Origin of the sequence: Sulfitobacter sediminilitoris, assembly GCF_010667575.1 — a bacterium.
Lineage (GTDB): Bacteria > Pseudomonadota > Alphaproteobacteria > Rhodobacterales > Rhodobacteraceae > Sulfitobacter > Sulfitobacter sediminilitoris.
In genome coordinates this window covers 114015-127514 of the sequence record NZ_JAABNT010000009.1, presented here as the reverse complement: position 1 = coordinate 127514, position 13500 = coordinate 114015, and the positions used below count along the sequence as shown (strand labels likewise).

Below are 13500 nucleotides of genomic sequence, written 5' to 3'. Positions count from 1 at the left end.
TCGTTCTCATGTGAAGGAAATTTCTTGACAGAATCTCGCAGGAGTGGTCTTCAGTATACACTTAACATGGTAACTAAATATGCCTCACCTGATCATCGACTATTCTGCAAATCTCGAAGACGCGGTCGATATGGCGGGCCTTTGCAATGCGCTCCGCGTGGCCGCCACCCAACTGGACATCTTTCCTGCTGCTGGTGTCCGGGTCCGCGCCGTGCCCGCACTGCATTACAGCATTGCCGATGGCAACCCCGCGCATGGCTATATCGACATCTCTGTCCGGCTGCGCGCAGGCCGTGATATGGCTGCAAAAAAGCTGGCGACCCAGACGCTTTTTGGCGTCGCCCACGATTTCATTGCCCCCATCATGGCTAAGCAACCCATCGCGCTGTCGTTCGAGATGCGCGATATCGACCCTGATCTTTCGCCCAAGGCCGGGACCATCCGCGACCACCTGAAGGACACCGAATGAGCAAATTCGACGAAAACCTCGCCAAGCTGGATACCCTGCTGACCCGATTTCGCCAGAGCGGCATCCTCAACCGGATCGCGGGCGAGGATGCGGCTGGCAGCGGTGGCAGCTTTCAGACCATCTCACCGGTGGACAAAAGCGTGATCTGCAGCGTCGCCCATGGCACCGCCGCGGATATCGACGCCGCCGCCAAAGCCGCCAAGCAAGCATTCCCCGCATGGCGCGACATGCCCGCAACCGAGCGGCGCAAGATCCTGATCCGCGTCGCCGAAGGCATCGAGGCACGCGCGGAAGAAATCGCACTATGCGAATGCTGGGATACCGGTCAGGCGTGGCGCTTCATGTCCAAGGCGGCGTTGCGCGGGGCCGAAAATTTCCGCTACTTCGCCGATCAGGTTACCTCGGCCCGCGATGGTAAAAACCTGCCGTCGCCCACGCTGATGAACGTCACTACCCGCGTGCCCATTGGCCCCGTTGGCGTGATTACCCCGTGGAATACTCCCTTCATGCTATCGACCTGGAAAATCGCCCCGGCGCTTGCCGCGGGCTGCACGGTGGTACACAAGCCCGCCGAAGCCTCTCCGCTGACCGCGCGCCTGCTGATCGAGATCGCCGAAGAGGCAGGCCTGCCCCCCGGTGTGCTGAACATGGTCAACGGATATGGTGAGGATGCGGGCAAGGCCCTGACCGAACACCGCGACATCAAAGCCATTGCTTTCGTCGGAGAGAGCCGCACCGGCAGCCTGATCACCAAGCAGGGGGCCGACACCCTCAAGCGTATGCATCTTGAACTCGGTGGCAAGAATCCCGTGATCGTCTTTGACGATGCCGATCTTGAGCGCGCCCTCGATGCGGTAATCTTCATGATCTATTCGATCAACGGTGAGAGGTGCACATCGTCCTCGCGTCTGCTGGTGCAGGAGAGCATCAAGGAAGATTTTGAGGCAAGGCTGATCGAACGGGTCAACAACATCCGCGTCGGTCATCCGCTTGATCCAGAGACCGAAGTGGGGCCGCTGATCTCTGAGGAACATTATGCCAAGGTTACGTCCTATTTTGACATAGCCAAAGACGACAAGGCGACCATCGCGGCAGGGGGAGAGCCCATCGGCAGTGAGGGCTATTTCGTCAAACCGACGCTTTTCACTGACGCGAACAACCATATGCGGATCGCACGCGAGGAAATCTTTGGCCCGGTTCTGACGTCTATACCCTTCCGTACGGAAGAGGAGGCGCTACAGATCGCCAATGACACCGACTATGGCCTGACAGGTTATGTCTGGACCAATGACCTGACCCGCGCGCTGCGCTTTACCGACAAGCTTGAGGCTGGCATGATTTGGGTGAACTCCGAAAACGTGCGGCATCTGCCGACACCCTTCGGCGGCGTCAAATCCAGCGGCATCGGCCGCGACGGCGGGGACTGGAGCTTTGAGTTCTACATGGAACAAAAGCACATTGGCTTCGCTACCGGCCAACACAAAATCTCCCGCCTCGGCGTCTGAGAAAGGACAGCAGAATGCCCGTACCCGCCCCAAATCTGTATCCGGACTTCAATACCATCCGGCTCAGCCATTTGTACCTGAATGTCTCGGACCTTGCCGCGTCGCGTGCATTCTATGTCGACACATTCGGTCTTCAGGTCACAGACGAAAGCGACACGCATATCTATCTGCGCGCGCTCGAGGAACGCGGGCATCACTGCATCATTTTGCAAAAATCCGATCAGCCCGGCACGGTTGAGACTATGGGGTTCAAGACATATGCGGAGGATGACCTGGACCGCGCCGAGGCTTATTTCAGCGCCAGGGGACGACCGACCGAATGGATCACGCGTCCCTACCAGGGCCGAACGCTGTTGACCGCGGACAATCACGGCATCCCGCTGGAATTTTATCACAAGATGGATCGCCTCAAGCCGATCCATCAGAACTACGCGCTGTACCATGGTGTCAGACCGCTTCGGATCGACCATTTCAACTGTTTCTCGCCGGACGTCGACGCCTCTGTCGCGTTCTATAACGACATCGGTTTCCGCGTGACGGAATACACCGAGGACGAGGAGAGCCACGCGCTTTGGGCGGCATGGATGCACCGCAAAGGTGGTGTGCATGATATGGCGTTCACAAACGGCACCGGCCCGCGCATGCATCATGTGGCCTTTTGGGTGGCGAACCCGCTGCACATCATTGACCTGCTCGATCTGATGGCGACAACCGGCTACGTCGGCAACATCGAACGCGGCCCGGGTCGCCACGGGATCTCCAACGCGTTCTTTTTGTACGTACTGGACCCGGACGGGCACAGGATTGAAATCTACAGCTCCGACTACCAGACGCTGGACCCCGATCATGAGCCGATCAAGTGGGACCTGAAAGATCCGCAGCGCCAGACGCTTTGGGGTGCGGCGGCACCCAGAAGCTGGTTCGAACATGGCACAAAGTTCGTCGGCACCGAAACGCAGGAGGCGCAGCTGAAGGCAACGCCGATCATCGCGCCATGACCGCTCGCTTTGCCACCTACATCGCCGATGGCACCCGCTATTACGGCGCGGTTGCAGACAAGGGCATGATCGATCTGTCAGCACATTTTCCGCAATGGCCCAGCCTGCTGGATGCTGTTGCAGACGGTGGGCTTGCGACGTTGGCCCGCGCCGCAGATGGCGAGGCGGTGACGCATACCGATGTGACCTACGACATGGTGCTGCCCAACGCCCGTCGCATCCTCTGCGTCGGCGTCAACTTTCCGGACCGCAACGCGGAGTATAAGGACGGCAGCGCACAGCCGAAGCACATGTCGCTTTTCCCGCGTTTTGCCAGCGGTTTTACCGGGCACGACCAGCCCCTGATCCGCCCGCCAGAGAGCGATCAGCTGGATTACGAAGGTGAAGTGGCGATTGTCATCGGCAAGGCCGGGCGGCGCATCGCGCAGGCGGATGCCTATGACCACATCGCGGCGCTGACGATCTGCAACGAGGGCACGATCCGCGATTGGGTGCGCCATGCGAAGTTCAACGTCACGCAGGGCAAGAACTGGGACAAATCCGGTGCCATGGGGCCGTGGATCGTCCCCTTCACCGATACCGCTCAACTGGATGACGCACGCATCGTCACGCGGGTCAACGGGGAGGTCCGTCAGGACGACACCCTGAGCCGGATGATGTTCCCGATCCGCGAAGAGATCGCCTATATCTCCACCTTCATGACGCTGCAGCCGGGCGATATCATCGTCACCGGCACGCCGACCGGCGCAGGCGCGCGCTTTGATCCGCCAAGGTTCCTGAAACCGGGCGACGTTGTCGAGGTGGAGGTGAACACCATCGGCACCCTGCGCAACACCGTGGAGGATGAGGCATGACGCCAGAGCAACACGCAGCAGCGGCGGCTGACCTGATCATGGCCGAACAGACCGGGCAGCAGGTAGGACTTTTGTCCCTGCGTTTTCCCGATATGACGATGGATGATGCCTATGCCATCCAGAAAGAGGTGGGGCAGGCCAAGCTGAAGGCGGGGCGCAAAGTCATCGGCTGGAAAATCGGGCTGACCTCAAAGGCGATGCAATCGGCCCTGGGCATCGACATTCCCGACAGCGGCATCCTGTTTGACGACATGCTGTTTCAAAGCGGTGCGACAGTGCCAAGAGGGCGCTTCATCCAGCCAAGGATGGAGGCCGAGATTGCCTTCGTGATGAAGGCCCCGCTGGGCGGTGCGCTGGTGACCCGCGATGAAGTGCTGGCAGCCACCGACTATGTTGCCCCGGCGATCGAGATCCTCGACACGCGCATCCTGCGCGCCGATCCGCAAACCCACCAGACCCGCAGCGTTCTGGACACGATCAGCGATAATGCCGCGAATGCGGGCATCGTGTTGGGAGAGACGCACCATGCGCCGGGGGATATCGACCTGCGCTGGGTCGGTGCGATGGTGTCCCGAAACGGTGAGATCGAGGAGACCGGTCTGGGCGCGGGCGTCTTGAACGACCCGGTCGAAAGCGTGATCTGGTTGGCACGCCGAATGGCACAATATGGCCAGCAGATCGACGCCGGGCACATCGTGCTGTCGGGCAGTTTCATCCGACCGGTCGAATGCCCACCGGGCGCAAAGGTGATTGCGGATTATGGCTTCTTCGGGTCCGTCTCGGTTAAGTTTGACTGATCTGCGCCCTCCTGTCGCGTGGATTTGGTTAACAAACCCTCTATCTCCGCGGATATAACCTGAACGGAGAGACAGCGTGATGTGGCGGGCACTGACAGCACTCATTACCCTTGCGGCGGCACAGGCGGCTGTCGCGTTGGACCTGACGGATGACCAGACCGAGTTAATGCTGGATGCCGATATCGTTATCCTCGGAGAGATCCACGACAATCCGGCGCATCATGCGGGGCAGGCTGACCTGATGCGGCTGATCGCGCCGAAAGCGGTGGTCTTCGAGATGCTGAACGCCGAGATGGCCGAGGGCGTCAACGCCTCGGACCGGAGCGACATTGCCGCCTTGGGCGCGGCGATAGGCTGGCAGGACGCCGGCTGGCCTGACATCGCGCTCTATGCACCGGTTTTCGACGCACTCGGAGACGCTGATGCCGTGGGCGCCATGGTCGCCCGCGACAGCGTGCGGGCGGCTTTCGCCGAGGGTGCTGCAGGTGTCTTTGGCGACGGGGCGGAGGCATTTGGTCTGACCGAAAGCCTGCCTGACGCAGAGCTGGACATCCGCAAGCAATTACAGTTCGACGCCCATTGCGCGGCGATGCCGCTCAACCTGATGGGGGGCATGGTCGAAGCACAGCGCCTGCGCGACGCGGCGTTCTCGAAGGCTGCGCTGACGGCACTTGATACCTACGGTGCGCCCATCGTGGTGATCACCGGCAATGGCCATGCCCGCCGCGACTGGGCCATGCCGCATATGATCGCGCTGGCAGAACCGGATGTTTCAACCTACACAGTGGGCTTTGTGGAAGCGCCCGCCGCACCCGACGATCCGCGCTTTGATTTGACCATCGTGACTGACCCCGCGCCGCGCCAAGACCCTTGCGCGACCTTTGACAAGAACTGACCCGGAGAGACAGATGTACATCGCCATGAACCGATTTGAGGTGAAACCGGAAAACGCGGAAGCGTTCGAGGCGCTTTGGCTGGGACGTGACAGTCATCTCAAGGAGATGGACGGATTTGTCGAATTCCATATGCTGCGTGGGCCTGAGCGCGACGGGACGGTGCTTTATGCCTCGCACACCGTATGGGCATCCGAGGATGCCTTTCGGGCTTGGACAAAATCAGAGGCGTTTCGGGCCGCCCACAAGGATGCAGGCAGCACGTCGAAGCTTCATGAGGGTGCCCCGCGCTTTGAAGGTTTCACGACGATCCAGCACATTGCCTGACGCGGCCGTGATCCGATTGCCGCGCTGACGCGCGATGACATTCTTGGCGTCTGTTGTAGGGTGAGCCCGTCATTGCAGCGTTGCGCAGGCGGACAGGTTTTTCCCGTCTGCTGAGAGGTGCTTGAGCCGCAAGTCTGCGCTCAAGACACCTGTTCGAGGGTGGGTGGCGATTCTCCACGGCGTCAAGGACAAGCCGCGCAAGCGCGGTGCCTGCGGCATCCTTGACCCCGCGCAGAATCATCGTTCTGGCCTAGTCGAAGACGGTCGTTTTGAAAGTCGCTGGCAGAGTGGCCTCAATCAATTCGCAATCGGCGGAGGCGTTGACATAGCGGGTTTTGAGAAAGGGCGGCAGGACGAAGGCATCGCCTGCCACGAGGTCGTGGGATTTACGCCCCTTGCTGTCGGCCTCGAGGGTGAGGCTGCCTTCCTTGACGAAAGTGAAATGGATATCGGTGTCGTGGCTGGCCCAGGGCGCTGGCGCAGCGGTGCCATCGGGGCGGGCGACCTGTACTCCGGCGACGCCCGCGGTGCCCGTGCCGATCCCGGTGTCCCGTGCGCTCCATCCCGGGATGCGCCAGGGCGTCCACGTCGCCTCGGCCTCTTTGTGATGCACGAATTTCGTGCCCTCCCAGTCCCTGTCGGGGTCGCCGATGCCGTTGGGCAGTTCCATCTCGTGGTCGATGGTGGTGATATGTTCGGCGGGCACGCCGATCTCCAGCACTTCGACATTGTCAGAGGCCTCCAGCACCCGGTGACGAATTTGCGGGGGCTGGATCACGCAGTCGCCTGCGCTGAGGATGAAGGGATCGCCCTGGTCTTCGTAGACCAGCCGCACCCAGCCGCGGTAGCAGAAGATCAGCTGGAAGCCGACGGTGTGGTAATGCACCATATCAGGCACCGGGCCGCCATCAGGGATGCGGATGTGGCTGGCGATGATGGAGCCACCCAGCCGGTCGGTGATCAGATCGCGGTAGCGCATGCCCGCGCGGCCGATGATCCAACTGTCGCTGTCGGCAAGGCGGCGGACCATGAAGGAGTGCTGCGTTTCCGGGATCACCAGCGGCGGGTTGGCATCGTGGACCTGCACCCGGTTGCCGTTGGGGCTGGTGAGCGTCGCGCCATCCGAGGCAAAGCTGTCCGGGCTGTCGCAGTAGAGCCGCACCACGCCGGGGCCTGCGTCACTGTCCCGTTCCAGCCGGATTCGGACCCCATGACCAGAGATCACGGCGACGGCCGGATCGTCGGCTGGATAGATGGTGTCAAGCCGGAAGCCCAGTTCGCCCAGAAAGAACGGCATCTCGGTCTTGAGATCCTGTACCGGCAGGACGACTTCGGCAGAGCGGATGGCGTCCGCTGTGATCTTGGCTTGGGAATTCATGTCTTTGCACCTTGCTGAAAGTTGCGGTGGAGCGGGGCTGCGCGGACCGTCTCACAAGAGCGGTGGGCATGCAACATTGGCGCTGACCCACCCGCCAATCCGAATTGCGCTTGCCGGTACGATGCGCCAGTGTGCCGCGACGTCAGAAATGGACCTACGCAAGGAAGACACATCGTGCCGAGATTACTGATCACCCGCCCATTGCCAGACAAGGTCGTGGAGGCGGCCAAAGCCCGTTTCGAGGTGACCATACGATCAGAGAACACGCCGCTGAGCCGCGCCGAGATGGTGTCGGCTCTTGAAGAGTTCGACGCGGTGCTGCCGACGTTGGGGGATGCCTTTTCCGCCGACGTTTTCCCGCAGGCCCCGCGCTGCAAGATCCTCGCGAACTTTGGCGTGGGGTTCAATCACATCAATGCCGTCGCCGCGCGCAAGGCCGGTGTCGAGGTCACCAACACGCCCGGAGCGGTGACCGACGCGACGGCGGACATTGCCATGACACTGATGCTGATGACCTGCCGCCGTGCGGGAGAAGGCGAGCGGATGGTGCGTGCGGGTGAATGGGCCGGATGGCACCCGACGCAGCTGTTGGGGATGCATGTGACGGGCAAGACACTGGGCGTTGTCGGGATGGGCCGCATCGGCAAGGCAATTGCGCGACGTGCGCAGGCAGGCTTTGGAATGCAGGTGGTGTTCTTTAATCGCTCCACTGTCAGTGATCCGGGGGGCGAAGCCACGCAGATGGACCGGCTTGAGGATGTGATGGCCGCCGCGGATGTGGTGGTGCTGGCGGTGCCGGCTTCGCCTCAGACACATCATCTGATCGACGCCGCCGCATTGGGCGCGATGACGCCTGACAGCTACCTGATCAACATCGCACGGGGTGATGTCGTGGACGAGGCAGCCTTGATCACGGCATTGCAGGAAGGGCGTATCGCGGGTGCGGGGCTCGATGTCTATGAGTTTGAGCCGAAGGTGCCCGAGGCGCTGTGCGCGATGGAAAACGTCACCCTGCTGCCGCATCTTGGGACCTCTGCGCAAGAGGTGCGCGAAGAGATGGGCATGATGGCGGTGGCGAACCTTGCGGCCTTCTTTGACGGCGGGCAGGTACCAAACCCGGTATAGTCCAGTGGTCTGACGCCAGCACAACCGGAGGTGATGAAAGGGCTTGCACAGAACCAAGAGTTCGGTCCAGACTTCGGCCCTGTTCGCTTGTTACAAATCTTCATATTTCAGGCCGTTGCCAAAAAGAAGCGACGCCTGATAGCTGGGTTTGTACCCTCAACGGATCTGGGATGATCATCAAAATGGTAAAGAATTTCCTACTCGCTGGCGTCTCCACAATGGCTTTCGCAGCCCCTGCACTTGCGCAGACCGAAGTTGAATTCTGGCATGCTTTCACCGGCCGTCTGGGAGAGTTGGTCGCGGAGCAGGTTGAGACATTCAACAACAGCCAATCCGACTACACCGTCGTGGCGACGCACAAGGGCAACTATTCCGAGACGCTGAACGCAGGCATCGCCGCATTCCGTGCGGGTGAGCAGCCTGACATCCTGATGGTGTTCGAGGTTGGCACCGCGACGATGATGGCGGCACAAGGCGCGATCAAACCTGTCTACGAGGTGATGGCAGATGCCGGAGCAGAGTTCGATCAGGATGCCTATATCGGGTCGGTCAAAGGTTATTATACATCTTCTGACGGAGAGATGCTGTCGCTGCCATTCAATTCTTCGACGCCCGTTTTGTGGGTGAACCGCAACAAGCTGCAGGAGGCGGGCATCGATCCCAATACGGATCTGTCGACCTGGGAGCAGGTTGGTGATGTGTTGACGCAACTAAAAGACGAGGGCGTGGATTGTCCGATGACAACCGCTTGGCAAAGCTGGATCCATCTTGAGAACTTCTCGGCGTATCATGACACGCCTTTCGCAACCAAGGCCAACGGCTTTGGCGGTGTCGACACCGAACTTGCCCTGAACAGTGCAGCACAGGTCGCGCATATCTCTGCGATGGGCGACTGGGCCAAGGATGGCAAGTTCATCTACGCGGGTCGCCGCAATGAGGGTGGTGCGAATTTCCGCGCAGGTGAATGCGCGCTCTTTACCGAAAGCTCTGCGGGATATGCCGGGATCAAGGCGGAGGCCGAGTTTGATTTTGACGTGCGCCCGCTGCCCTATTGGAAGGCAGTCGCAGATGAACCACAGAACACCATTATCGGTGGCGCATCTCTTTGGGTGATGGAAGGTCAGTCTGACGAGGAATACAAGGGCGTCGCCGCCTTCCTGAACTTCCTGTCCTCGCCCGAGATTCAGGCAAAGTGGCATCAGGACACCGGGTATCTTCCGATCACGAAGGCCGCTGCCGATCTGACACGAGAGCAAGGGTTCTACGATGCCAACCCCGGAACGGACACCGCTGTGATCCAGATGACAGCGAAGGCGCCGACGGATAATTCCAAGGGTCTGCGACTGGGGTCATTCGATCAGATCCGTGGCATCATCGACGAAGAGCTTGAGGCGGTCTGGTCCGGTGACAAATCTGCTCAGGAAGCGCTCGACAGCGCGAAAGAGCGTGGCGATCAACTGCTGCGCCGGTTCGAGCAAGCCAACCGCTGACCAAGGAAAGCACCCCGGTCACGTAGGCCGGGGTGCGCCATCCCGATGGAAAAGCGCGTTACTTTCAAAGGCATTTGGTTGCCGCTGCTGCTGGTCTTGCCGCAGATCGTCATTACGGCGGTCTTCTTCTTCTATCCGGCGGGGCAGGCGATCTGGCAGTCGCTGTTCATTCCCGATCCCTTCGGGCTGTCGATGCAATATGTCGGCTTGGGCAATTTTGAGTATCTGCTGTCCAATTCGTACTATCGGGCCTCCTTTGTCACGACGGCAGTTTTCTCGATCCTTGTCACGCTGGTGTCGATGGGTGTGGCGCTTTACCTTGCGGATCGGTTGATCAAGGGACCGGGCGTGTACCGGACATTGCTGATCTGGCCCTACGCGGTGGCCCCTGCCGTGGCCGGCGTGCTGTGGCTGTTCATGTTCAACACGCGGGTGGGCGTGGTGACGTGGTATCTTGGGTTGCTGGGCTACGACTGGAACCATGTCCTGAACGGCGAGGAAGCGATGGGCCTTGTGGTCGTCGCTTCGGCCTGGGGGCGGATCAGCTATAACTTCCTGTTTTTCCTCGCAGGGCTTCAGGCCATTCCGCGTACTGTCATCGAAGCCGCTGCAATTGACGGCGCACACTTCTGGACGCGGTTTCGGACCATTGTCTTTCCGCTGCTGTCACCGACAACGTTTTTCCTGCTGGTCGTGAATATCGTCTACGCGTTCTTTGAAACCTTCGGCGTGATCCACACGATTACGTCAGGCGGGCCGCAGCAATCGACGACAATCCTTGTCTACAAGGTCTATTCGGATGGTTTCGTGGGGCAAGACCTTGGCTCCTCTGCTGCGCAGTCGGTTATTCTGCTGGTGCTTGTCGGGGTGTTGACGATCATCCAGTTCAAATTCATCGAACGCCGGGTGCACTACTGATGGAAACACGCGAGGGCATGGTCGAGAAACGCGGTGCGGGGCTGTGGCTGACGCATCTGGGTTTGATCATCGGGCTGTTGTTCATTTTCTTTCCGATCTGGCTGGCCTTTGTGGCCTCGACCGTCAGCCAGCCCGAGATCGTGAAGCCGCCGATGCCCCTGCTGCCCGGAGATCAGTTCTTTGAGAATTACCGCAAGGCGTTGGTGGCGGGGGGTGAATGCGCCGGTGGCGCTGATGATGCTGAACAGCCTGATCATGGCGATGGGGATCGCCATTGGAAAGATCATCATCTCGCTGCTGAGCGCCTTCGCCATTGTGTACTTCCGGTTCCCCGGACGGCGGCTTTTCTTCTGGCTGATCTTCCTGACGCTGATGCTGCCCGTGGAGGTGCGCATCGTGCCGACCTACGAGGTGATTGCGGGTTTTGGTATGCTTAACAGCTATTCGGGACTGATATTCCCGCTGATAGCGTCTGCCACGGCAACTTTCCTTTTTCGACAGTTTTTCATGACCGTGCCGGACGAACTGGCCGAAGCCGCGCGGGTGGATGGGGCCAGCCCCATGCGGTTCTTCTTTGATATCCTGCTGCCGATGAGCCGGACGAATATCGCGGCGCTTTTCGTGATCCTGTTCATCTATGGCTGGAACCAATACCTCTGGCCGCTGCTGATCACCACGGACCCGTCGATGAACACTATCGTGATGGGGATCAAGCAGATGTTCCCATCGGGCGATGATGTGGCTGATTGGCCGGTGATCATGGCCACGTCAATTCTGGCGATGATCCCGCCGGTGGTGGTTGTGATTTCGATGCAAAAACTCTTCATCCGCGGCCTTGTAGACAGCGAGAAATAACCATGGCGACAGTCAGCCTGAGAAACGTCAAGAAATCATTCGGCAAGACCGATGTGATCCACGGGATCAACATCGACATTGCGGACGGGGAGTTCATCGTGATCGTCGGGCCGTCGGGCTGTGGCAAGTCCACACTGCTGCGCATGGTGGCCGGGCTAGAGACAGTCACGAGCGGTGAGATCAGCATCGGGGACCGCGTTGTGAACGGGCTGGAACCGATGGAGCGGGACATCGCAATGGTGTTCCAGAATTACGCGCTGTATCCGCATATGTCGGTGTTCGAGAACATGGCCTACGGGCTCAAGATCGCGGGCACACCCAAGGGCGAAATCACGGCGCGGGTGGAAGAGGCGGCGAAGCTGTTGCAGTTGGAGCCATATCTGAAACGGCGTCCGCGCGAGTTGTCGGGCGGTCAGCGGCAACGGGTTGCGATGGGGCGGGCGATTGTGCGCAAGCCAAGCGTGTTTCTATTCGATGAACCGCTGTCGAACCTCGACGCCAAGCTGCGCGTGCAGATGCGACTGGAGATCAAGCAGCTACAGCGGCGGCTGGGGGTGACATCGCTCTACGTCACGCACGATCAGGTTGAAGCCATGACGATGGCGGACCGGATGATCGTGATGAACGGCGGGGTTGCGGACCAGATCGGTAAACCATTGGAGGTTTACGGCAACCCCCAGACGGAATTCGTCGGCGGGTTCATTGGCTCGCCTCCTATGAACTTCCTTGACGTCGCGCTGGCGAAGGACATGCCGACGCAGGCGGCTCGGCTGGGCGTTCGGCCAGAACATATTCAGATCGCGCAGACCGGTGCGCAGGCGCACGGCAAGGTGTTGTATTCGGAGGCCTTGGGGGCCGAGACGCTGGTACATGTCAAACTGGCTGATGGCAGTTTCGCCACGGTCCGTCAGGATGCGAGCCTTGCCCAGCCCGAAGAAGGGGCGCAAGTTGGTCTGGCTTGGTCCAAGGCAGATCAGATCACCTTTGATGCACATGGGCAGCGATGCTGAGGATCGAAGCACGGGCCAGTTAGGAAAGAAAGGCTGTTGATGGAGTTCCCACTCAATCCGTTCACCCGTGCGCTGGCTGCTGGGCAAAAGCAACTGGGCCTCTGGGTCAGTCTGTCGAGCCCCTTTGTAGCCGAGGTAACGGCGCCTGCCGGTTTTGATTGGGCGCTGATCGATATGGAACACGCGCCAAATGACTATTTCACGGTGCTGGGGCAATTGCAGGCATTTGCCGACAGCGACACGACAGCGATCGTGCGGCCGGAGTGGAATGATCCGGTGATGGTCAAGCGCCTGCTGGACCTTGGTGTGCGGGGGCTGTTGTTCCCGATGATCCAGTCGGTGGAGGAGGCCGAACAGGCTGTCGCGTCGACCCGGTATCCACCGCGCGGGTTCAGGGGCGTGTCGGGTGCGATGCGTGGGAACAAGTTTGGCCGCATCAAGGACTACGTGGCGCGGGTCGAAGAAGAACTGACCGTGATCCTGCAGATCGAGACACAGGCCGCCATCGCGCAGGCCGAAGAGATCGCGGCGGTAGATGGTGTGTCAGGCGTGTTCTTTGGTCCGGCGGATATCGCGGCGGACATGGGCAAGGTTGGTCAGTCGATGGACACTGAGGTCTGGAACCTGATCCGGTCCACGGCGCGCAAATTGTCGGCCAAGGGCGTGGCCTGTGGCACGCTGGTGCTGGACGCGGATTTTGCGGCGGAACTGCTGAATGATGAATTTACCTTTGTGGCCTGCGGCACGGATGCGTCGTTGCTGGCGCGGGCGTCCGACGCGCTTTTGGCCAAAGTGAAGAACCAGTTGAAGTAGGGTGGATGCGCGCGCCACGGCAAAAGGGCGCACCCGGAGGCGCGCCCGTTCAACAATCTTGGTTGGTG

At 60.2% G+C, this 13500-nt stretch carries 13 protein-coding genes and 1 pseudogene; 13 read left to right on the top strand and 1 reads right to left on the bottom strand.

What is annotated here, in order from left to right; all coding sequences use genetic code 11:
* The first annotated feature begins 79 nt into the window (after positions 1-79).
* The 7 genes from GV827_RS14905 to GV827_RS14875 all read left to right on the top strand — a co-directional run bounded on the left by GV827_RS14905 (position 80) and on the right by GV827_RS14875 (position 5843).
* Complete coding sequence (locus GV827_RS14905; RefSeq protein ID WP_164354609.1) at positions 80-469, top strand: 5-carboxymethyl-2-hydroxymuconate Delta-isomerase; 390 nt, start codon at positions 80-82, stop codon at positions 467-469.
* Positions 466-1974, top strand: coding sequence for a 5-carboxymethyl-2-hydroxymuconate semialdehyde dehydrogenase (gene hpaE, locus GV827_RS14900; RefSeq protein WP_164354608.1), 1509 nt, complete (start codon positions 466-468; stop codon positions 1972-1974). The genes GV827_RS14905 and hpaE overlap by 4 nt, the downstream gene beginning before the upstream one ends.
* Before the next feature lie 14 nt (positions 1975-1988).
* Complete coding sequence (hpaD, locus tag GV827_RS14895) at positions 1989-2972, top strand: 3,4-dihydroxyphenylacetate 2,3-dioxygenase (protein ID WP_164354607.1); 984 nt, start codon at positions 1989-1991, stop codon at positions 2970-2972.
* Positions 2969-3826, top strand: coding sequence for a fumarylacetoacetate hydrolase family protein (locus tag GV827_RS14890; protein ID WP_164354606.1), 858 nt, complete (start codon positions 2969-2971; stop codon positions 3824-3826). Before hpaD ends, GV827_RS14890 begins: the two co-directional genes overlap by 4 nt.
* Positions 3823-4623: a 2-oxo-hept-4-ene-1,7-dioate hydratase gene (gene hpaH, locus GV827_RS14885; protein ID WP_164354605.1), complete on the top strand. Its 801-nt coding sequence runs from the start codon at positions 3823-3825 to the stop codon at positions 4621-4623. Before GV827_RS14890 ends, hpaH begins: the two co-directional genes overlap by 4 nt.
* Positions 4624-4702: 79 nt before the next feature.
* The gene (locus tag GV827_RS14880) at positions 4703-5518 is read left to right on the top strand and encodes a ChaN family lipoprotein (RefSeq protein WP_235930376.1); all 816 of its coding nucleotides are present in this window, start codon (positions 4703-4705) and stop codon (positions 5516-5518) included.
* Between the two features lie 13 nt (positions 5519-5531).
* Positions 5532-5843: an antibiotic biosynthesis monooxygenase family protein gene (locus tag GV827_RS14875; protein WP_164354603.1), complete on the top strand. Its 312-nt coding sequence runs from the start codon at positions 5532-5534 to the stop codon at positions 5841-5843.
* 250 nt (positions 5844-6093) lie between these two features.
* Here the strand turns inward: GV827_RS14875 and GV827_RS14870 are convergent, their stop codons facing one another.
* The gene (locus GV827_RS14870; RefSeq protein ID WP_164354602.1) at positions 6094-7221 is read right to left on the bottom strand and encodes a cupin domain-containing protein; all 1128 of its coding nucleotides are present in this window, start codon (positions 7219-7221) and stop codon (positions 6094-6096) included.
* 174 nt (positions 7222-7395) lie between these two features.
* Here GV827_RS14870 and GV827_RS14865 point away from each other — a divergent pair, with 174 nt between their 5' ends.
* From GV827_RS14865 to GV827_RS14840, 6 genes and pseudogenes are all read left to right on the top strand, one after another.
* Positions 7396-8346 carry a 2-hydroxyacid dehydrogenase gene (locus GV827_RS14865; protein ID WP_164354601.1) on the top strand — a complete coding sequence of 317 codons (951 nt, stop codon included), beginning with the start codon at positions 7396-7398 and terminating at the stop codon, positions 8344-8346.
* A gap of 182 nt (positions 8347-8528) precedes the next feature.
* Positions 8529-9836 (top strand): sn-glycerol-3-phosphate ABC transporter substrate-binding protein UgpB, encoded by a 1308-nt coding sequence (gene ugpB, locus GV827_RS14860; protein ID WP_164354669.1) that lies wholly within the window; start codon positions 8529-8531, stop codon positions 9834-9836.
* Between the two features lie 45 nt (positions 9837-9881).
* Positions 9882-10754 (top strand): sn-glycerol-3-phosphate ABC transporter permease UgpA, encoded by an 873-nt coding sequence (gene ugpA / locus GV827_RS14855; protein ID WP_164354600.1) that lies wholly within the window; start codon positions 9882-9884, stop codon positions 10752-10754.
* Between the two features lie 17 nt (positions 10755-10771).
* A pseudogene (gene ugpE / locus GV827_RS14850) lies at positions 10772-11609 on the top strand (sn-glycerol-3-phosphate ABC transporter permease UgpE).
* A gap of 2 nt (positions 11610-11611) precedes the next feature.
* Positions 11612-12619 (top strand): sn-glycerol-3-phosphate ABC transporter ATP-binding protein UgpC, encoded by a 1008-nt coding sequence (gene ugpC / locus GV827_RS14845; protein WP_164354599.1) that lies wholly within the window; start codon positions 11612-11614, stop codon positions 12617-12619.
* A gap of 39 nt (positions 12620-12658) precedes the next feature.
* The gene (locus tag GV827_RS14840; RefSeq protein WP_164354598.1) at positions 12659-13432 is read left to right on the top strand and encodes an HpcH/HpaI aldolase family protein; all 774 of its coding nucleotides are present in this window, start codon (positions 12659-12661) and stop codon (positions 13430-13432) included.
* Positions 13433-13500 lie beyond the last annotated feature (68 nt).

Excerpts from the sequence above, each read along its gene's own strand:
- GV827_RS14905 (WP_164354609.1), top strand. The coding sequence starts at position 80 with ATGCCTCACCTGATCATCGACTATTCTGCAAATCTCGAAGACGCGGTC.
- hpaD (WP_164354607.1), top strand. The coding sequence starts at position 1,989 with ATGCCCGTACCCGCCCCAAATCTGTATCCGGACTTCAATACCATCCGG.
- GV827_RS14890 (WP_164354606.1), top strand. The coding sequence starts at position 2,969 with ATGACCGCTCGCTTTGCCACCTACATCGCCGATGGCACCCGCTATTAC.
- GV827_RS14875 (WP_164354603.1), top strand. The coding sequence starts at position 5,532 with ATGTACATCGCCATGAACCGATTTGAGGTGAAACCGGAAAACGCGGAA.
- GV827_RS14880 (WP_235930376.1), top strand. The coding sequence starts at position 4,703 with ATGTGGCGGGCACTGACAGCACTCATTACCCTTGCGGCGGCACAGGCG.
- ugpC (WP_164354599.1), top strand. The coding sequence starts at position 11,612 with ATGGCGACAGTCAGCCTGAGAAACGTCAAGAAATCATTCGGCAAGACC.
- hpaE (WP_164354608.1), top strand. The coding sequence starts at position 466 with ATGAGCAAATTCGACGAAAACCTCGCCAAGCTGGATACCCTGCTGACC.
- ugpA (WP_164354600.1), top strand. The coding sequence starts at position 9,882 with ATGGAAAAGCGCGTTACTTTCAAAGGCATTTGGTTGCCGCTGCTGCTG.
- hpaH (WP_164354605.1), top strand. The coding sequence starts at position 3,823 with ATGACGCCAGAGCAACACGCAGCAGCGGCGGCTGACCTGATCATGGCC.
- ugpB (WP_164354669.1), top strand. The coding sequence starts at position 8,529 with ATGGTAAAGAATTTCCTACTCGCTGGCGTCTCCACAATGGCTTTCGCA.
- GV827_RS14870 (WP_164354602.1), bottom strand. The coding sequence starts at position 7,221 with ATGAATTCCCAAGCCAAGATCACAGCGGACGCCATCCGCTCTGCCGAA.
- GV827_RS14840 (WP_164354598.1), top strand. The coding sequence starts at position 12,659 with ATGGAGTTCCCACTCAATCCGTTCACCCGTGCGCTGGCTGCTGGGCAA.